Here is a 19027-nt window from a genome sequence, read left to right on the forward strand (position 1 = left end):
ATATCTTGTTGTTTGAATCTTGTTTTACCCGATACTTCCCGTTGTTGACACAAACAGTGCGTGAAGTTGCTAAATTCCGGGCTTGTCACTCAATCCGTCTTGTCGTTTCAGTTCTGCGTTTTTTCCCTGTGACCAGACAGCGAACAGACATGAGTTGATGGCCGCTAAACAGGCATGGATGACCCTGCCATACCATTCACAACATTAAGTTCGAGTATCACCCCGAGTTTAAGAACCCACACCATTATGAATCTTACCGAATTAAAGAATACGCCGGTTTCTGAGCTGATCACTCTCGGCGAAAATATGGGGCTGGAAAACCAGGCTCGTATGCGCAAGCAGGACATCATTTTCGCCATCCTGAAGCAGCACGCTAAGAGTGGCGAAGATATCTTTGGCGACGGTGTGCTGGAGATATTGCAAGACGGATTTGGTTTCCTCCGCTCTGCAGACAGCTCCTACCTCGCCGGCCCTGACGACATCTACGTATCCCCTAGCCAAATCCGCCGTTTCAACCTCCGCACTGGTGACACCATTTCAGGTAAGATTCGTCCTCCAAAAGAGGGTGAACGCTACTTTGCGCTGTTGAAAGTGAATGAAGTTAACTTCGACAAACCGGAAAACTCCCGCAATAAGATCCTGTTTGAGAACTTAACGCCGCTGCACGCGAACTCTCGCCTGCGCATGGAGCGTGGTAACGGCTCAACTGAAGATTTAACCGCTCGCGTCCTGGATCTGGCATCGCCAATCGGTCGTGGCCAGCGTGGTCTGATCGTCGCACCGCCAAAAGCGGGTAAAACCATGCTGCTGCAGAATATCGCGCAGAGCATCGCTTATAACCACCCAGACTGCGTACTGATGGTACTGCTGATTGACGAACGTCCGGAAGAAGTGACCGAGATGCAGCGTCTGGTTAAAGGTGAAGTGGTTGCTTCTACCTTTGACGAACCCGCATCTCGCCACGTTCAGGTTGCGGAAATGGTTATCGAGAAGGCGAAACGCCTGGTTGAACACAAGAAAGACGTGATCATCCTGCTCGACTCCATCACCCGTCTGGCGCGTGCCTACAACACCGTCGTTCCGGCTTCCGGTAAAGTGCTGACGGGGGGTGTGGACGCTAACGCCCTGCATCGTCCAAAGCGCTTCTTCGGTGCGGCACGTAACGTGGAAGAGGGCGGCAGCCTGACCATCATCGCTACGGCGCTGATCGATACGGGTTCCAAAATGGACGAAGTTATTTACGAAGAGTTTAAAGGTACAGGTAACATGGAACTGCACCTCTCTCGTAAAATTGCTGAGAAACGCGTCTTCCCGGCTATCGACTATAACCGTTCCGGTACCCGTAAAGAAGAGCTGCTCACCACCCAGGAAGAGCTGCAGAAAATGTGGATCCTGCGCAAAATCATCCATCCAATGGGTGAAATCGACGCAATGGAGTTCCTCATTAACAAACTGGCGATGACCAAAACTAACGACGATTTCTTCGATATGATGAAACGCTCGTAACGCAAATAAAGCCAGCAAGCGCCACGTTTTTACGTGGCGTTTTTCTTTTATGGCTTATACGCTATTAATGCAGACTCCCATTTCAGACCAGTCAGTGCGACAATAAGACTGTTTGTGCAGTTAACGAAATAATTGATTGAAAAATATACAAAGGGAGTTGTAAGAAGCCTTCTTTATTACTTCTGAGGCAGGGGCTTCATGGTTATACTTCCGGGACTAACTTTTGTTGAGAGCAATCCATTGTGAATCTACTCACCGCCGTTACTGAGCTAATCAGTATTTTTTTATTCACAACCTGTTTTTTGTTCATCGCGCGTAAGGTGGCCAAAAGAATAGGGTTGGTGGATAAGCCTAATTTTCGTAAACGTCATCAGGGACTTATTCCTCTGGTTGGAGGGATTTCTGTTTACGCTGGTATCTGTTTCACGTTTGGTATTGCGGATTATTATATTCCACACGCCGCCCTCTACCTTGCCTGCGCCGGTGTCCTGGTGTTAGTCGGGGCGCTGGATGATCGGTTCGATATCGCGGTAAAAATTCGCGCCACCGTCCAGGCCGCCATTGGCGTTATCATGATGGTCGTTGGTGGGCTATATCTGAGAAGCCTCGGTTATGTGTTCGGACCCTGGGAGTTAGTACTGGGGCCCTTTGGCTTCTTCCTGACACTGTTTGCCGTCTGGGCGGCGATAAATGCTTTCAACATGGTGGATGGTATTGACGGCCTGCTCGGTGGATTGTCGTCGGTTTCGTTTGCCGCAATCGGCATCATTTTATGGTTCGATGGTCAGTACAGCCTGTCGATGTGGTGTTTTGCCATGATTGCCGCCATTCTGCCTTATATCCTCTTAAATCTCGGTGCGCTCGGTCGTCGCTATAAAGTGTTTATGGGTGATGCGGGCAGTACGCTGATCGGCTTTACCGTTATCTGGATTTTGCTGGAGACTACTCAGGGTAAAACCCACCCGATTAGCCCGGTAACAGCGCTGTGGATTATTGCCATTCCGCTAATGGATATGGTGGCGATTATGTATCGTCGTCTGCGTAAAGGAATGAGTCCTTTCTCTCCCGATCGCCAGCATATTCACCATCTCATCATGCGTGCCGGTTTTACTTCACGTCAGGCGTTTGTGCTGATTACCCTGGCTGCCGCTATTCTGGCGGCAATTGGGGTGGCTGCGGAATATGCTCATTTCATCCCTGAATGGGTCATGTTGGTATTATTCTTGCTAGCGTTTTTCCTGTACGGCTACTGCATTAAGCGCGCATGGAAAGTGGCGCGGTTTATTAAACGTCTTAAACGCAGGATGCGTCGCAACAGTGGCAACAATACAACATTAACTAAGTAAAACCGGGACTATGATGACTCAACCGTTGGCGGGAGCGAAATCAGTGGTAACTGAGAATGAGCTGGATATTCGGGGTTTGTTTCGCGTGTTGTGGGCAGGCAAACTTTGGATTGCGGGGATCGCGCTGGGGTTTGCATTGTTAGCGCTGGCCTACACCTTCTTTGCAAAACAAGAGTGGAGCGCTACGGCAATCACTGATAAACCAACGGTTAATATGCTCGGGGGGTTCTATTCCCAGCAGCAGTTCCTGCGTAACCTGGATATCAAAGCCAATCTGGCCACCCCAGATCAGGCTTCCGTCATGGATGAGGCCTATAAAGAGTTTGTGATGCAGCTGGCTTCCTGGGATACGCGCCGTGATTTCTGGAGCCAGACGGATTATTACAAGCAACGGATGGTGGGCAACAGTAAAGCCGATGCCGCGCTGCTGGATGACATGATTAACAACATTCAGTTTATGCCGGGAGATGCGCTGCGTAACGTCAACGACAGCGTCAAACTGATTGCCGAAACCGCGCCGGATGCCAATAACCTGTTGCGCCAGTACGTTGCCTTTGCCAGCCAGCGTGCGGCAAGCCACCTTAATGAAGAGCTGAAAGGTGCCTGGGCTGCCCGTACTATCCAGATGAAAGCGCAGGTTAAACGTCAGGAAGAGGTGGCTAAAGCCATCTTCGCCCGCCGTGTACACAATATTGAGCAGGCGCTGAAAATTGCCGAACAGCACAATATTTCCCGCACCGAGACGGACGTGCCGGCAGATGAACTGCCTGATTCAGAAATGTTTCTTCTCGGGCGCCCAATGCTGCAGGCTCGACTGGAAAACCTCCAGGCCGTTGGCCCTGATTTTGACCTCGACTACGATCAAAACCGCGCGATGCTGAACACCCTGAATGTCGGTCCAACAATGGACCCGCGTTTTCAGACCTATCGTTATTTGCGAACGCCTGAAGAACCTGTAAAACGCGATAGTCCGCGCCGCGCATTCCTGATGATCATGTGGGGGATTGTGGGTGCACTGACTGGCGCAGGCGTGGCGTTAACGCGTCGTCGCACTAACTAAGAACGCCGTCTACGATGAAGGCTGCGGCCTTCATCGTTTAATCGAAGAGAATCGATGTGAAAGTACTTACCGTATTTGGCACCAGGCCGGAGGCCATTAAGATGGCACCTCTGGTTCATGCGCTGGCCAGTGATCCTGATATTGAAGCGAAAGTGTGCGTCACTGCCCAACACCGTGAGATGCTCGATCAGGTCTTAACTCTCTTTTCTATCGTCCCGGATTACGATCTCAATATTATGAAACCGGGGCAGGGGTTAACGGAGATAACCTGCCGTATTCTGCAAGAGCTCAAGCCGATTCTGGAGTCCTTCAAACCTGACGTGGTTCTGGTGCATGGCGATACCACCACCACGGTGGCAACCAGCCTGGCTGCGTTTTACCAGCGAATTCCTGTCGGCCATGTTGAGGCGGGTCTGCGTACCGGCAACCTTTATTCGCCGTGGCCCGAAGAGGCCAACCGCACACTCACCGGCCATCTGGCGATGTACCATTTTGCGCCCACCGAAAATTCACGACAGAACCTGCTGCGTGAAAATATTGCCGACAACAAAATCTTTGTCACCGGGAATACGGTGATTGATGCCCTGATTTGGGTTCGTGACCGCGTGCTGTCAAACAACGATCTTCAGAAAGAACTCGCCGCACGCTACCCCTTCCTGAACAATGGCAAAAAAACCATTCTGGTCACCGGCCATCGTCGCGAGAGCTTTGGACGCGGCTTTGAGCAAATCTGTCATGCCCTGGCGGAAATCGCCGCGCAGAATCAGGATGTGCAGATTGTCTACCCGGTGCACCTTAATCCTAACGTCAGCGAGCCGGTCAACCGTATCCTTGGGCATATAGAAAACGTCCTGCTGATTGAACCGCAGGACTACTTGCCGTTTGTCTGGCTGATGAACCACGCCTGGCTGATCCTGACCGATTCCGGTGGTATTCAGGAAGAGGCGCCGTCTCTCGGCAAGCCTGTGCTGGTCATGCGTGAAACGACTGAACGCCCGGAAGCGGTGAAAGCGGGCACGGTACGTCTGGTCGGCACCAATGCACAGCTGATCGTCGAAGAGGTGACGCGCCTGCTTCACGACGACGAAGAGTATCAGGCGATGAGCCGGGCCCATAACCCGTATGGCGATGGGCAGGCTTGTGGCCGTATTTTGCATGCACTTAAACACAATCGGGTATCGCTATGAGTTTTACTACCATCTCTGTCATTGGTCTTGGCTACATTGGCTTGCCCACAGCGGCAGCGTTTGCCTCCCGTCAAAAACAGGTTGTGGGCGTGGATATCAACGCGCGTGCGGTGGAAACCATTAACCGTGGCGAAATTCATATCGTGGAGCCCGATCTCGACCGCGTGGTGAAAGAGGCGGTTGATGGCGGATTCCTGCGTGCCAGCACGACGCCGGTCGAGGCAGATGCATATCTTATTGCGGTGCCAACCCCCTTTAAAGGCGACCATGAGCCCGACATGGCTTACGTCGAAGCGGCGGCAAAATCGATTGCACCGGTCCTGAAAAAAGGGGCTCTGGTGATTCTGGAATCCACTTCGCCCGTCGGTGCTACCGAACAGATGGCGCAGTGGCTGGCGCAAGCCCGACCTGACTTACGCTTCCCGCAGCAGGCGGGCGAGCAAGCTGATATCAATATTGCTTACTGTCCTGAGCGCGTGCTGCCAGGTCAGGTGATGGTAGAGCTGATTAAAAACGATCGCGTGATCGGTGGCATGACGCCAGTCTGTTCTGCACGCGCCAGCGCGCTTTACAAGATTTTCCTTGAAGGCGAATGTGTGGTGACCAACTCCCGCACCGCTGAAATGTGCAAGCTCACGGAAAACAGTTTCCGGGACGTGAATATCGCCTTCGCGAATGAACTGTCGCTGATTTGCGCCGATCAGGGGATTAACGTCTGGGAGTTGATTAGCCTGGCGAATCGCCATCCGCGCGTGAATATCCTCCAGCCTGGCCCGGGCGTGGGCGGTCACTGTATCGCTGTCGACCCGTGGTTTATTGTGGCGCAAAACCCGGCGCAGGCCCGCCTGATCCGCACCGCGCGTGAAGTGAATGACAGCAAGCCACACTGGGTGCTCAGTCAGGTGAAAGCCACCGTAGCGGACTGTCTGGCTGAGAGCGGCAAACGCGCCAGTGAGCTGAAAATTGCCTGCTTTGGTCTGGCATTCAAACCGAATATTGACGACTTACGCGAAAGCCCGGCGATGGAGATTGCAGAGATGATCGCTGGCTGGCACACCGGCGAAACGCTGGTGGTTGAACCCAATATTCATGAACTGCCGGCAAAACTGGCGGGCCACTGTACGTTGACCGCGCTGGATGAGGCGCTGGCGACGGCGGATGTGCTGGTGCTGCTGGTGGATCATAAAGAATTTAAAGCGACGTCCGGTGATGCCGTACGCCAACAGTACGTGGTTGATACGAAAGGTGTCTGGCGTTGAGCCACCTGAAGGGGGTTCTCGAGTCCCTTGAGTGGGAGAGTGCCTTTTTTGGTCTGCCATCAGCCATCGTGCGCCTGCGCGACGATGCGCCGGTTCTGACTGACGCCGACTTCACCGCCTGGCCGCGGGTACAGGCCAGGATCCCCGCAGACCGTGCCGACCTGCTCGATGCGCTCCAGCAACAAGGTTTTCAGCTGGTTGAAGGCGAGGTTGATCTGTCCCTTACGCTCGCCCGCCATGATTCGCCCGGTGCGGAAGTGGCAACGGAGCAGGATATCCCCGCGCTGCGTCAGATGGCGGCGCAGGCGTTTGCCCGGAGCCGTTTTCGCGCACCGTGGTATGCACCGGACGACAGTGGGCGTTTCTACGCCCAGTGGGTTGAGAACGCGGTAAAAGGCACCTTTGACCATGTGTGCCTGGTGTTTCGCACTGCAGACGGCCAGATTGAGGGATTTGTCTCGCTTCGTAAGCTCAACGCGAACGAGGGGCGTATTGGTTTATTAGCCGGGCGCGGCATGGGCGAAAAACTCATGCAGGCGGCGCTTCACTGGGCGCAGCAGCAACAGCTTTTGACTCTGCGGGTGGCAACCCAGATGGGTAACACCGCCGCGCTTAAACGTTATATCGCGAGTGGTGCCAACATCGACGCCACCGCTTACTGGTTATACAGGTGACAAGATGATTCCATTTAACGCACCACCCGTCGTGGGCACTGAACTCGACTATATGCAGTCTGCTATGGGCAGCGGCAAACTCTGTGGTGACGGTGGTTTTACCCGTCGCTGCCAGCAGTGGATGGAGCAGCGGTTTCACAGCGCTAAAGTCCTGCTGACCCCGTCCTGTACCGCATCGCTGGAAATGGCGGCGTTGTTGCTGGATATCCAGCCGGGCGATGAAGTGATCATGCCGAGCTATACCTTCGTTTCTACGGCGAATGCCTTTGTCCTGCGTGGTGCGAAAATCGTCTTTGTGGATATTCGCCCGGATACCATGAACATCGATGAGACGCTGATTGAAGCGGCAATCACGGATAAAACGCGCGCGATTGTGCCGGTTCACTACGCGGGAGTGGCGTGTGAGATGGACACCATCATGGCGATCGCCAAAAAACATGACCTGTTCGTGGTTGAAGATGCCGCTCAGGGCGTGATGTCGACCTATAAAGGTCGAGCGCTGGGAACGATCGGCCATATCGGCTGCTTTAGCTTCCACGAAACCAAAAACTATACCGCCGGTGGCGAAGGTGGTGCGACGCTGATTAACGACCGTGCGCTGGTCGAGCGCGCGGAAGTGATCCGTGAAAAAGGCACCAACCGCAGCCAGTTCTTCCGGGGGCAGGTAGACAAATATACCTGGCGCGATATTGGCTCAAGCTATCTGATGGCCGATCTGCAGGCGGCATACCTGTGGGCGCAGCTGGAGGCAGCGGACCGCATTAATCTTCAGCGCCTGTCCCTGTGGCAAACTTATTACGACGCGCTGCAACCGCTGGCACAAGCCGGGCGAATAGAGCTGCCGACCCTTCCGGCTGATTGCGTCCATAATGCCCATATGTTCTACATCAAACTGCGCGATAATGACGATCGCAGCAAGTTGATTGCCTGGCTAAAAGAAGCCGAAATTCTGGCGGTGTTCCACTATATCCCGCTGCACTCCAGCCCTGCAGGAGAGGCATTTGGGGTCTTCGCGGGTGAAGATCGCTACACCACGAAAGAAAGTGAGCGTTTGCTTCGTTTGCCACTGTTCTACAACCTCGCGCCTGTTAACCAGCGTACGGTGATTAACACCCTTCTGAGTTATTTCGGCTGATATGTCTCTGGCAAAAGCATCGGTGTGGACCGCCGCGTCCACACTTGTCAAAATTGGCGCCGGGCTACTGGTCGTCAAGCTGCTGGCCGTCTCATTCGGCCCTTCAGGCGTCGGGCTGGCGGGCAATTTCCGTCAGCTTGTGACCGTCCTTGGGGTACTGGCTGGCGCAGGGATTTTCAACGGCGTCACGAAATACGTTGCGCAGTACCATGATGATGCGGCCCAGCTTCGCCGTGTTGTCGGTACATCCTCGGCGATGGTCACCGGCTTTTCGACCCTGATGGCGGTTATTTTCCTGCTGGCAGCGGCACCCATAAGCCAGGGGTTATTTGGACACACCCATTATCAGGGGCTGGTTCGTCTGGTCGCGCTGGTTCAGCTGGGCATTGCCTGGGCTAACCTGCTGCTGGCGCTGATGAAAGGCTTTCGTGATGCGGCCGGGAACGCACTGGCGTTAATCCTCGGCAGCGTCATCGGCGTGATTGCCTACTATTTTTGTTATCGGCTGGGCGGCTATGAAGGCGCGTTGCTGGGGCTGGCGCTGGTACCGGCATTAGTGGTCGTTCCGGCGGCGTTCATGCTAATGCGTCGGGGCACCATTCCGTTGAGTTACCTGAAACCTCAATGGGACAAGGTGCTGGCAAGCAAGCTGGGAAAATTTACCCTGATGGCGCTCATCACCTCCGTCACGCTCCCTGTCGCCTACGTGATGATGCGAAACCTGCTGGCGGCGCATTACAGCTGGGACGAAGTTGGGATTTGGCAAGGGGTGAGCAGTATTTCCGATGCCTACCTCCAATTTATAACGGCTTCCTTTAGCGTCTATTTGCTGCCAACCTTATCGCGCCTGACCTCCAGGCAGGATATCACGCGCGAAATTTCCCGCTCACTGCGGTTTGTCCTTCCCGCCGTTGCGGCAGCCAGTTTAACCGTATGGCTATTGCGCGATGTCGCCATCTGGCTGCTCTTCTCCGCGAAGTTTACCGCCATGCGCGATCTGTTTGCCTGGCAACTGGTGGGCGATGTACTGAAAGTGGGGGCTTACGTTTTTGGTTATCTGGTGATTGCGAAAGCCTCGCTACGGTTGTATATCCTGGCGGAAATCAGCCAGTTTGCATTACTGACCGCATTCTCACACTGGTTGATCCCGGCACACGGTGCGCTGGGGGCGGCTCAGGCCTATATGGCAACCTATATCGTTTATTTCGCTGCCTGTTGCGGCGTATTTTTACTTTGGCGTAAACGCGCATGACTGCACTGATTCACATACTGGGATCGGATATCCCACACCATAACCAGACCGTGTTACGGTTCTTCAATGATGAACTGGCATCGGGGGATCCCGACGCTCGTGAGTTTATGGTTGCCGGTCAGGATAATGGCCTGAGCGTGGCGTGTCCGGCGCTGACTCTCTCTTTCTGGCCGGACAAGGCTGCGCTGGCGAAGGCGGTTGTTGCCAAAGCCAAAGCGGATCGTGAGCAACGTTTCTTTTTCCATGGGCAGTTTAATACCGGCCTGTGGCTGGCGCTCTTGAGCGGGGGGATCAAACCTTCGCAGTGCAGCTGGCATATCTGGGGAGCCGATCTCTACGAAGTCTCCAGCGGCTGGAAATTCCGTCTTTTCTACCCGTTGCGGCGCATGGCGCAGGGGCGTGTGGGATGCGTTTTCGCGACCCGTGGCGATCTCAATTATTTTGCTAAACGCCACCCTGACGTACGCGGTGAGCTACTCTATTTCCCGACCCGAATGAACCCGGCGCTGAACAACATGGCGAATGATACGCCGCGCGAGGGTAAACTGACGATTCTGGTGGGTAATTCAGGCGATCGCAGCAATGAACATCTTGCCGCGCTCAGGGCGGTACATCAGCAGTTTGGCGACACCGTCAATGTGATTGTGCCGATGGGGTATCCGGCCAACAACGATGCCTATATCGATGAGGTCCGCCAGCAGGCACTCGCGTTATTTAGCGCCGGGAATGTGCACATTCTCCACGATAAGCTGGAATTTGATGAGTATCTTGCGCTGCTGCGTCGGTGCGATCTGGGCTATTTCATCTTTGCGCGTCAGCAAGGAATTGGCACGCTGTGTCTGCTGATTCAGGCGGGTGTGCCCTGCGTACTCAATCGCGAAAACCCATTCTGGCAGGACATGGCGGAGCAGCATCTGCCGGTGCTGTTTACTTCCGATGTGCTTAACGAAGAGGTGGTCCGCGAAGCGCAGAGACAACTGGCGCTGGTGGACAAAAGTGCCATCGACTTCTTTAGCCCGAACTACCTCACGCCGTGGCACCGCGCGCTGCGTATCGCTGCAGGAGACAAAGCATGAGCCAGTTGCAATTCAGCGGCTTACTGATCGTTTGGCTTCTGAGCACTTTATTCATCGCCACGCTCACCTGGTTCGAGTTTCGCCGGGTGCGTTTTAACTTTAACGTCTTCTTCTCGTTACTGTTTCTTCTGACCTTCTTTTTCGGATTCCCGCTGACCAGCATTCTGGTCTTCCGGTTTGACGTGAGCGTTGCCCCGCCCGAGATCCTGCTTCAGGCGATCCTGGCAGCGACCTGCTTCTACGCCGTCTACTACGCCACCTATAAAACGCGCCTGCGTTCAGCGCAATCCACCGCGCCGCGCCGGGCGCTCTTCACCATGAACCGGGTGGAGACGCACCTGACGTGGGTGATGCTGATGACGATCGCGCTGGTAAGCGTGGGTATCTTCTTCATGCACAATGGTTTTCTACTGTTCAAGCTCCAGTCCTACAGCCAGATTTTTTCTGCCGAAGTGTCGGGCGTGGCGCTTAAGCGTTTCTTCTACTTCTTCATTCCGGCGATGCTGGTGATCTTTTTCCTGCGTCAGGACAGCAAAGCCTGGCTGTTTTTCCTGGTGAGTACCGTCGCCTTCGGTTTCCTGACCTACATGATTGTGGGAGGGACGCGTGCAAATATCATCATCGCTTTCGCAATCTTCCTGTTTATCGGCATCATCCGCGGGTGGATCTCTTTATGGATGCTGGTGGCTGCTGGGGTGTTTGGCATTGTTGGTATGTTCTGGCTTGCCCTGAAGCGCTACGGGCTCAACGTAGCCGGTGACGAGGCGTTTTACACATTCCTCTATCTCACGCGCGACACCTTCTCCCCGTGGGAAAACCTGGCGTTGTTGCTGCAAAACTACGACAAAATCGATTTCCAGGGCCTTGCGCCTATTGTGCGCGACTTTTATGTCTTTATCCCAACCTGGCTGTGGCCAGACCGTCCCGGCGTCGTACTCAACACGGCAAACTATTTTACCTGGGAAGTGCTGAACAACCACTCAGGCCTTGCGATCTCACCTACTTTGATTGGCTCGCTGGTGGTGATGGGGGGAAGCTGGTTTATCCTGCCGGGGGCGGTGGTGGTGGGGCTGATCATCAAGTGGTTTGACTGGCTCTACGTGCGCGGCAACGAAGAAACAAACCGCTATAAGGCGGCTATTTTGCACAGTTTCTGCTTTGGCGCCATTTTCAATATGATCGTTCTGGCGCGTGAAGGGCTGGATTCATTCGTGTCGCGCGTGGTTTTCTTCATGGTCGTTTTTGGCATCTGCCTGTTACTGGCCAAACTGTTGTACTGGCTGTTTGACAGTGCAGGGCTTGTGCATAAGCGCGAGCCGCAGGGCAGCACAACGCTGTCGCAAGTGTGAGTAGGGAAAGTCATGACGGATAAAACTTCTGCACCGCGCTATACGCTGCGCGGTCTGCAGCTTATTGGCTGGCGCGATATGCAACACGCGCTGGATTTTCTGTTCGCTGGTGGTCAGATGAAATCCGGTACGCTGGTCGCCATTAATGCGGAAAAGATGCTGGCGGTGGAAGACAACGCCGAAGTGAGAAGCCTGATAGAAGCGGCTGAATTTAAATATGCCGACGGTATCAGCGTGGTGCGTTCAATCCGCAAAAAGTATCCTGGCGCTAATGTATCTCGCGTGGCAGGGGCCGATCTCTGGGAGCAACTGATGGCACGCGCAGGGGCGGAAGGCACGCCGGTATTCCTGATTGGCGGTAAGCCGGAGGTGCTGGCGCAGACCGAAGCGAAGTTGCGCAGTCAATGGAATGTTAACATCGTGGGCAGCCAGGATGGCTACTTCAAACCAGAGGCCCGACAGGCGCTGTTTGAACGCGTTCGCGACAGTGGAGCGAAAATCATCACCGTGGCGATGGGCTCCCCACGCCAGGAGATCCTGATGCGTGACTGCCGTCAGGTGTGTCCGGATGCCCTTTATATGGGCGTTGGCGGAACGTATGACGTCTTTACCGGCCATGTTAAGCGTGCGCCCAAAGTCTGGCAAAACCTGGGGCTGGAGTGGCTGTATCGCCTGCTATCTCAGCCGACGCGGATTACACGACAGATCCGTCTGCTTCGCTACCTTACCTGGCACTACACCGGGAAAATGTAATCAAAATGTAGCGCGATATGCTGTTCGCGCTGCAACTCCCCTGCAAAACTGCTGCGAATCTGTGCAATGCATTCATTTTTTTTATGCATCGTTTGCCATTTGCCGCATTTTAAGAAACCATTCGCCCCGTATTTTAGTACCCCTAAAAAACAATACCCGGCCTTAAGTCGGGAAACAGCAAACACAATCGAGGATCTATGGCAGAGAAAAAACCGGAGCTACAGCGTGGGCTGGAGGCTCGTCATATTGAACTGATAGCGCTGGGCGGCACTATCGGCGTGGGCCTGTTTATGGGCTCCGCAAGCACGCTCAAATGGGCAGGACCTTCGGTCTTGCTGGCTTATATCATTGCGGGATTGTTCGTTTTCTTCATCATGCGTTCGATGGGCGAAATGCTCTTCATGGAGCCCGTCACGGCTTCCTTCGCCGTTTACGCGCACCGATATATGAGCCCGTTCTTTGGCTACCTGACGGCCTGGTCATACTGGTTTATGTGGATGGCGGTTGGCATCTCTGAAATCACGGCGATAGGGGTCTATGTGCAGTTCTGGTTCCCGGACATGGTCCAGTGGATACCGGCGCTGATTGCCGTGGGGCTGGTGGCACTGGCAAACCTTGCCGCGGTTCGTCTTTATGGTGAAATCGAATTCTGGTTTGCGATGATCAAAGTCACCACCATCATCGTGATGATTGTGGTCGGGCTGGGCGTTATCTTCTTCGGCTTTGGCAACGGCGGGCACGCCATTGGCTTTGGTAACCTGACCGAAAACGGCGGCTTCTTTGCGGGCGGCTGGAAGGGCTTCCTGACGGCACTGTGTATCGTTGTGGCCTCTTATCAGGGGGTCGAGCTTATCGGTATTACCGCGGGTGAAGCGAAAAACCCGCAGGTTACGCTGCGCAGCGCCGTAGGCAAGGTGCTGTGGCGTATCCTGATTTTCTATGTGGGGGCGATCTTCGTTATCGTAACCATCTTCCCGTGGAATGAAATTGGCACGACCGGTAGCCCGTTTGTCTTGACCTTCGCGAAGATTGGCATCACGGCGGCAGCAGGCATCATTAACTTTGTGGTTCTGACGGCGGCGTTGTCAGGTTGCAACAGCGGGATGTATAGCTGCGGACGTATGCTCTACGCGCTGTCCAGAAACAACCAACTGCCAGCGGCAATGGCGAAAGTTTCGCGTGCGGGCGTACCGGTTGCGGGGGTGGCGGTGTCGATTGTGATCCTGCTGATCGGCTCCTGCCTGAACTACATCATCCCGAATCCGCAGCGCGTGTTCGTTTATGTCTACAGCGCCAGCGTGCTGCCAGGCATGGTGCCCTGGTTTGTTATCCTGATTAGCCAGCTGCGTTTCCGCCAGGCACATAAAAAGGCCATCGCCAGCCATCCGTTCCGTTCTATTCTGTTCCCGTATGCCAACTATTTGACGATGGCGTTCCTGGTTTGCGTATTAATCGGAATGTACTTTAATGAAGATACGCGCATGTCGCTGTTTGTCGGGATGATCTTCCTGGTGGCGGTGACCGCGGCGTATAAGCTTTTTGGTCTGGGCCGCCGCGCTACCTCGCAGAAAGTGGAGGAATAAGCGGCAAAATGTGCAAACCATAACCAAACGCGCATTTTTTTCAAAAAAGCACTAGACAGCGGGGTCGGAGGTACGTAATATCCAGCCCCGCAACGGCGCTAAGCGCCCGTAGCTCAGCTGGATAGAGCGCTGCCCTCCGGAGGCAGAGGTCTCAGGTTCGAATCCTGTCGGGCGCGCCATTTTAGTCCCGGCGCTAGAGCTGCGGTGGTCTGAGAAGTAGTCAGTACCGCGTGAAAGAATACAGTGGTGGCTATAGCTCAGTTGGTAGAGCCCTGGATTGTGATTCCAGTTGTCGTGGGTTCGAATCCCATTAGCCACCCCATTATTGAAAGAGTTGTGAATTGCGAAGGTGGCGGAATTGGTAGACGCGCTAGCTTCAGGTGTTAGTGTTCTTACGGACGTGGGGGTTCAAGTCCCCCCCCTCGCACCACGACTTTTTAATGAATTGAACTAAAAATTCAAAAAGCAGTACATCGGCGAGTAGCGCAGCTTGGTAGCGCAACTGGTTTGGGACCAGTGGGTCGGAGGTTCGAATCCTCTCTCGCCGACCAATTTTGAACCCCGCTTCGGCGGGGTTTTTTGTTTTCTGCGCCTTTCTCTCCTCTGTAGTGATTCCACGACAACAGCCGGCTTCCTTGTCGCGATTCAGCGACACATAACACATTGAAAGTAAAAGATATAATAATTTGGCGGCTTTCGTGTCTCCTCCAGACGACATATCGTCGTGTTTATCAGCAGGTTGTAGGGTCTAAGATACCGCTCAACAACATAATTTCCTTTTATCTTAAAATGTTGCGCGATGTAAAAGTTCTGCGTGTCAAGTTGGCACGTTACGTGCAATAATATACGTGTAGATGCTCATTCCATCTCTTATGTTCGCCTTAGTGCCTCATAAACTCAGGAATGACGCAGAGCCATTTACGGTGCTTATCGTCCACTGACAGATGTCGCTTCGGCCTCATCAGACACCATGGGCATAACGTTGAGTGAAGCACCAAATATGTTGTCTTACAGACCTGTTTTAACGCCTGCTTTTATAGCAGGCGTTTTTTTATGCCTTATTCCCGGTAAACGTACATGATCAGGGCGACCAGTATCAGAGCGGCTGACGAAACGCTGTAAAGCGCTTGTATGGAGCCAAACCCTGCCGCCGCCATCGCGGCAATACCGGTGAAAAGCGAGGCACTGAGCGTTTGCCAGCGCCAGACTTTACTGCTGGCCGAAGCCATGTGCGTGGTTTGAAAACTGCTGAGTACGGCAAACGTGCCGGCCGCAAAGAGAACATTTGAGGCCAGGTGTGCGACAAAAATCATCCCCAGCGCGCATGCCATCCACCCGGACAACAGCGGGAGCATCCCATACGCGGCAAGGAAGATGCCAAGACACAGTAAAATCCGTGGCGTGCGTGCTGCAAAACGCGTCAGGCTGTCTCTTTTTAGCAGGAGGGGACCGCAAAGTTGTCCCATGCTCCTTGCAAAAAGCAGTGGCAAAGCAAGGCTGGCCGCATCCTGAGGATGGATCTGCTGTGCTATTGCCGGAAGAAGCGCCATGGCCGGTGAACCGACGGCGGCCAGCGCAGGCAAAATCAGCAAACTGCGTTTCTGACGGATGGTCAACATCTGCCAGCGTAAAGCCGCAGGCGCTTTCTCTTCAGTGGGGACTGCCAGTGTGGGCGCTAAAAATACACGACCCGCCAGCCAGAGCATGAACAGCGATCCGAGAAAGCTGATGGCATCAATGGCCAGCAAGGCGAGGATGGCGATCTTCTGGAAAAGTACCATCCCCAGCCCGGTGCCTAACAAAACCTGAGCGGCAAAAATCACATTCTCGAGGCAGGTTGCGGCAGGCAGTTCTGCTTCTCTGAGTCCGCGTTTAAAGAGCAGCGTCAGGGCAGGCCAGCTCATTCCGCTAAGCAGTGCTTCGGTGGACTGCACGGCCAGTAACGCAGGGATACTGTGATAGTGCACGCCGAGCAGGGGAAAGAGCAGGGCCAGTAAGCCAAGCCCCTCGGTGAGTATCAACAGGGGTATTGGAGAATAGCGCGCGCACAGCTTTTCACTGATGAGGCTGCCGATAAAGCCAGGTAGCGTGGCGAAAAGAAAGGCGAGGGTAAGCAGCGCGGGCGGGGCGGACCATGCTAACAGTAAGCCGAAGACCACCACCTGGGTTACGCCATTTCCCAGTGATGTAAAGATAAAGGCACAGGCCAGCAGGCGCAGCCAGCGGTGGCAGCGCAGCGCTTCAATAAGCGCGTACAAAAGGGAGTTCATGACGATTTCCTTTCAAAAACGATTCAGTCCACGCGGCACTCGTCGCGTGTATGGAAAAAAGTTAATGAAAAGACGTCGTTACATTGGCGGGTTCGTTTTAGATGATGTGGTAAAGAATGTAGCAGGCGAAGGGGAATAAAAAAAGGAGGCCGTCTGGCCTCCTTGTTATTTATTGCTGGCTGCCATTATTTTGCAGCGTTAATAACAGTCCATCGCGGCGCATGGCGGCGGCCTCTTCCGGCTTGTGCTGCTTGTCCAGCGAATCGGCAAGCCACGCGTAGTCAAACGCGTCCGGGCGCTGTTTCAGCGCTGCACGGAAGGCGAGACTCGCTTCCTGCCATTCACCGTGCTTCATCAGCGACTGGCCCAGCGTACTCCACAGCAGTGGACGGTCGCCGACGGCTTTAATCTGCTGACGCAGCATTTTTTCAATTTGCTCAGGGTTATTGGTTCTCAGACGTGGGATCACCATAACCAGGCGATCGTCATACTGTCGCTTCAGTCCGTCGAGGAGGATCTCCTGCGCCGTGTCATGATCGTCACATTCAATCAGATGTTCTGCCATCGCAACCTGCAACGGAACCTGCTGACGCGTTTTCCGGCTCTGATTCTTCCACCAGGTTTTCAGGCCATCGCTGCCGAGATCGGCACGCGCCTGATCCATCAGGCCAATCCATGCCAGACGCTGAAGTTCATCACGATGTTCATCATCACCGACGTCGGCTTTGGCCATCGACGGAATGATATCCAGCAGTGAACCCCAGGCACCGGTGCGAATATAGGCCTGCTCGGCAAGACGCAGCACTTCCGGGTGGCGTGGCGAGACTTCCAGCAGACGGTCGATACCGTGACGCGCGGCGTGGTTTTCGTTGCGGGCCAGCTGCAGTCGAACGCGGGTGATCTCAACGGGAATCGGGTCTTTCGGAGATAGTTCTGACGCGCGTTCCAGGTGCTGGTTGGCGCGGGCTTCGTCACCCCGCTGTTGCGCTGCCTCGGCGGCCAGCAGATAGTTCACCACCGGCTGTTCGGCATGGTCAGCATTTTTCGACATCAGCTTTTCAACCTGCTGATAGTCACCCTCGGCCAGCTTAAGCAGTGCCTGCTCAGTCTGCTTACGGGCGCGGCGGCGTTTACGGCCAACGAACCAGCCACGCGTATGCGCACCGGTACGGAAAATTCGGCGCAGGATCCACTCTACTGCGATGAGCACCACCACCCCGAGGATCAGGATGATCACCAGACCCGTTACGCTGGTTTCGATGTTGTAGTTATCGGTCTGGATCAGGACGTAACCCTGATGACCAGCAAGCATCGGCCCCAGCACGATCCCGGCGATCAGCAGGATGAAGAGTAAGAGTACTTTAAGCATCATTACTCTCCTTGTGGCGCGCTTTCAGGCGCTGGCGCGGCGGCAGGGGCCTGGGCGTGAGGTTCTGCTGGAACGCCCGGTTGCGCCAGCAGGTTGCGCACGCGCGTCTGCATCAGCTTCTCCAGAATCGGCTGGCTTTCCAGCTTATCCGGCACGTTCATGGTGATGTTCTGCTGGCTCAGTTTATCAATGTCATCGAGGAAAGCCGTGGTCGTGGCATCATCGGTATTGTAGTAAGCACGTACCCATGTCGAGACGTTATCAAGCGCCTGTTTGTAGGTTTCTTCCTGATGACGCGGTACGGCCTGAGCCGCCACCAGCAGGCGGGAGCGAATGTTTTCGCGCAGATAAATGTCCTGATTCGGCGCTAACAGCGGAACGGCGGTTTCGTCGCGGCGGCGGATAGTAATGAAGCTATCCATAAAGTTCTGCCAGCTTTTTTGCAGGTTCACGCGCCATTCGCTCAGGGAGCTGGAAAGCTCGGTGCCGTCAGAATCCATCGGGGAGTCATCGTCGTTGTTATCCGCCAGCTGCAGGTTATCAATCTGGTTTGAAAGCTGATTGACCTTCAGGATGATGCCATCGTAGTCCACCTGCGAAACGGCAGAGAGGCTGGCGATATCTTCGGTAATGGCACGACGCGCGGTAATGAGGCTCGGATCGTTCATGTCTGCCAGGCTCGCATCAGCGCTTTTCAGCAGTGCGGCGGCGGTGGTGACGTCCTGATCGCTCCAGAGCTTACGTCCGGCCAGCTTCACCAGGAAATCGGCCTGCGAGAGCAGCCAGGTTTTGGCATCGGTACCGGAAATCGTGGCGACTTTCTGCTGCACGTCATCCAGCTGTTTGGTCAGCTCTTCCTGTTTGCTGTTCGCCTCAGCGAGCGCCGCGGACTGCTGTTTAATCACCGTTTCCAGTTCAGTTTTCTGCGTCTCCTGCGCTTTTTGCAGGGCGGTAAGCTGATTGACCAGCGTGTCGTTGGTCGCCGTCTGGCTGGAACCTTGCTGTTTCACCAGGCCATAGAGGCCAACGCCTGCGGCCAGCGCAATGGCGATGGCTATCGCGCTCAGCGCGAGGCTGGTTTTATTGCTGCCGTTCTTCTTCTCAACGGTTTTCTCAGTCGTTTCTGACTGCGGCGTGATGTCCACAGTCTCCCTGGTCTCTTCAACCACGGCGGAGGATTTATCGTGTTCCGTCATTATGGCTTCCCA

At 54.5% G+C, this 19027-nt stretch carries 15 protein-coding genes and 4 tRNA genes; 16 read left to right on the plus strand and 3 right to left on the minus strand.

The annotated features are described in order from the left end of the window. Positions 1 to 246: 246 nt before the first annotated feature. The 16 genes from rho (at position 247) to AAIR21_RS21155 (ending at position 14731) form a co-directional block, all read left to right on the plus strand. The gene (rho, locus tag AAIR21_RS21080; protein ID WP_008501566.1) at positions 247 to 1506 is read left to right on the plus strand and encodes a transcription termination factor Rho; all 1260 of its coding nucleotides are present in this window, start codon (positions 247 to 249) and stop codon (positions 1504 to 1506) included. A 242-nt stretch (positions 1507 to 1748) separates the two neighbouring features. After that, complete coding sequence (gene wecA, locus AAIR21_RS21085; RefSeq protein ID WP_014172155.1) at positions 1749 to 2852, plus strand: UDP-N-acetylglucosamine--undecaprenyl-phosphate N-acetylglucosaminephosphotransferase; 1104 nt, start codon at positions 1749 to 1751, stop codon at positions 2850 to 2852. Positions 2853 to 2865: 13 nt separating this feature from the next. After that, the gene (gene wzzE, locus AAIR21_RS21090) at positions 2866 to 3912 is read left to right on the plus strand and encodes an ECA polysaccharide chain length modulation protein (RefSeq protein WP_020882894.1); all 1047 of its coding nucleotides are present in this window, start codon (positions 2866 to 2868) and stop codon (positions 3910 to 3912) included. Between the two features lie 56 nt (positions 3913 to 3968). Continuing rightward, entirely contained in the window at positions 3969 to 5099 is a 1131-nt protein-coding gene (gene wecB / locus AAIR21_RS21095; protein WP_014172153.1) for a non-hydrolyzing UDP-N-acetylglucosamine 2-epimerase, read from the plus strand. Continuing rightward, entirely contained in the window at positions 5096 to 6358 is a 1263-nt protein-coding gene (gene wecC, locus AAIR21_RS21100; protein WP_025202775.1) for a UDP-N-acetyl-D-mannosamine dehydrogenase, read from the plus strand. The genes wecB and wecC overlap by 4 nt, the downstream gene beginning before the upstream one ends. Next, a complete protein-coding gene (gene rffC / locus AAIR21_RS21105; protein ID WP_014172151.1) occupies positions 6355 to 7032 on the plus strand; it encodes a dTDP-4-amino-4,6-dideoxy-D-galactose acyltransferase in 678 nt (225 codons plus the stop codon). Before wecC ends, rffC begins: the two co-directional genes overlap by 4 nt. Positions 7033 to 7036: 4 nt before the next feature. After that, positions 7037 to 8167 carry a dTDP-4-amino-4,6-dideoxygalactose transaminase gene (gene rffA, locus AAIR21_RS21110; protein ID WP_020882890.1) on the plus strand — a complete coding sequence of 377 codons (1131 nt, stop codon included), beginning with the start codon at positions 7037 to 7039 and terminating at the stop codon, positions 8165 to 8167. A 1-nt stretch (position 8168) separates the two neighbouring features. After that, a complete protein-coding gene (gene wzxE / locus AAIR21_RS21115; RefSeq protein WP_040019199.1) occupies positions 8169 to 9419 on the plus strand; it encodes a lipid III flippase WzxE in 1251 nt (416 codons plus the stop codon). Beyond that, on the plus strand, positions 9416 to 10495 hold the full coding sequence (locus AAIR21_RS21120; RefSeq protein WP_047356049.1) for a TDP-N-acetylfucosamine:lipid II N-acetylfucosaminyltransferase: 1080 nt from the start codon (positions 9416 to 9418) through the stop codon (positions 10493 to 10495). Before wzxE ends, AAIR21_RS21120 begins: the two co-directional genes overlap by 4 nt. After that, positions 10492 to 11844 carry an ECA oligosaccharide polymerase gene (gene wzyE, locus AAIR21_RS21125; protein ID WP_020882888.1) on the plus strand — a complete coding sequence of 451 codons (1353 nt, stop codon included), beginning with the start codon at positions 10492 to 10494 and terminating at the stop codon, positions 11842 to 11844. The genes AAIR21_RS21120 and wzyE overlap by 4 nt, the downstream gene beginning before the upstream one ends. A 12-nt stretch (positions 11845 to 11856) precedes the next feature. Continuing rightward, positions 11857 to 12597, plus strand: coding sequence for a lipopolysaccharide N-acetylmannosaminouronosyltransferase (gene wecG, locus AAIR21_RS21130; RefSeq protein WP_020882887.1), 741 nt, complete (start codon positions 11857 to 11859; stop codon positions 12595 to 12597). Positions 12598 to 12794: 197 nt separating this feature from the next. Next, positions 12795 to 14180 carry a bifunctional threonine/serine APC transporter ThrP gene (gene thrP / locus AAIR21_RS21135; protein ID WP_183516925.1) on the plus strand — a complete coding sequence of 462 codons (1386 nt, stop codon included), beginning with the start codon at positions 12795 to 12797 and terminating at the stop codon, positions 14178 to 14180. Positions 14181 to 14282: 102 nt separating this feature from the next. Continuing rightward, positions 14283 to 14359 (plus strand) — tRNA-Arg (locus AAIR21_RS21140). A 67-nt stretch (positions 14360 to 14426) separates the two neighbouring features. After that, positions 14427 to 14502 (plus strand) — tRNA-His (locus AAIR21_RS21145). Positions 14503 to 14523: 21 nt separating this feature from the next. Then, a tRNA-Leu gene (locus AAIR21_RS21150) sits at positions 14524 to 14610 on the plus strand. A 44-nt stretch (positions 14611 to 14654) separates the two neighbouring features. Further along, positions 14655 to 14731 (plus strand) — tRNA-Pro (locus tag AAIR21_RS21155). Between the two features lie 507 nt (positions 14732 to 15238). Here AAIR21_RS21155 and AAIR21_RS21160 read toward each other — a convergent pair. The 3 genes from AAIR21_RS21160 to hemX all read right to left on the minus strand — a co-directional run bounded on the left by AAIR21_RS21160 (position 15239) and on the right by hemX (position 19015). Further along, positions 15239 to 16450, minus strand: coding sequence for an MFS transporter (locus AAIR21_RS21160; RefSeq protein ID WP_040019210.1), 1212 nt, complete (start codon positions 16448 to 16450; stop codon positions 15239 to 15241). Between the two features lie 169 nt (positions 16451 to 16619). Beyond that, positions 16620 to 17819, minus strand: coding sequence for a protoheme IX biogenesis protein HemY (hemY, locus tag AAIR21_RS21165; protein WP_183516930.1), 1200 nt, complete (start codon positions 17817 to 17819; stop codon positions 16620 to 16622). Between the two features lie 2 nt (positions 17820 to 17821). After that, on the minus strand, positions 17822 to 19015 hold the full coding sequence (gene hemX, locus AAIR21_RS21170; RefSeq protein ID WP_014172141.1) for a uroporphyrinogen-III C-methyltransferase: 1194 nt from the start codon (positions 19013 to 19015) through the stop codon (positions 17822 to 17824). Positions 19016 to 19027: the final 12 nt, after the last annotated feature.

It is taken from the genome of Enterobacter sp. PTB, from assembly GCF_051130085.1.
Classification (GTDB): domain Bacteria; phylum Pseudomonadota; class Gammaproteobacteria; order Enterobacterales; family Enterobacteriaceae; genus Enterobacter; species Enterobacter ludwigii.

Bases quoted from the DNA above. Each gene is read 5' to 3' on its own strand.
- AAIR21_RS21120 (WP_047356049.1), top strand. From the start codon at position 9,416: ATGACTGCACTGATTCACATACTGGGATCGGATATCCCACACCATAAC.
- wecG (WP_020882887.1), top strand. From the start codon at position 11,857: ATGACGGATAAAACTTCTGCACCGCGCTATACGCTGCGCGGTCTGCAG.
- thrP (WP_183516925.1), top strand. From the start codon at position 12,795: ATGGCAGAGAAAAAACCGGAGCTACAGCGTGGGCTGGAGGCTCGTCAT.
- wzyE (WP_020882888.1), top strand. From the start codon at position 10,492: ATGAGCCAGTTGCAATTCAGCGGCTTACTGATCGTTTGGCTTCTGAGC.
- rho (WP_008501566.1), top strand. From the start codon at position 247: ATGAATCTTACCGAATTAAAGAATACGCCGGTTTCTGAGCTGATCACT.
- wzzE (WP_020882894.1), top strand. From the start codon at position 2,866: ATGACTCAACCGTTGGCGGGAGCGAAATCAGTGGTAACTGAGAATGAG.
- rffA (WP_020882890.1), top strand. From the start codon at position 7,037: ATGATTCCATTTAACGCACCACCCGTCGTGGGCACTGAACTCGACTAT.
- wzxE (WP_040019199.1), top strand. From the start codon at position 8,169: ATGTCTCTGGCAAAAGCATCGGTGTGGACCGCCGCGTCCACACTTGTC.
- AAIR21_RS21160 (WP_040019210.1), bottom strand. From the start codon at position 16,450: ATGAACTCCCTTTTGTACGCGCTTATTGAAGCGCTGCGCTGCCACCGC.
- wecC (WP_025202775.1), top strand. From the start codon at position 5,096: ATGAGTTTTACTACCATCTCTGTCATTGGTCTTGGCTACATTGGCTTG.
- hemX (WP_014172141.1), bottom strand. From the start codon at position 19,015: ATGACGGAACACGATAAATCCTCCGCCGTGGTTGAAGAGACCAGGGAG.
- hemY (WP_183516930.1), bottom strand. From the start codon at position 17,819: ATGCTTAAAGTACTCTTACTCTTCATCCTGCTGATCGCCGGGATCGTG.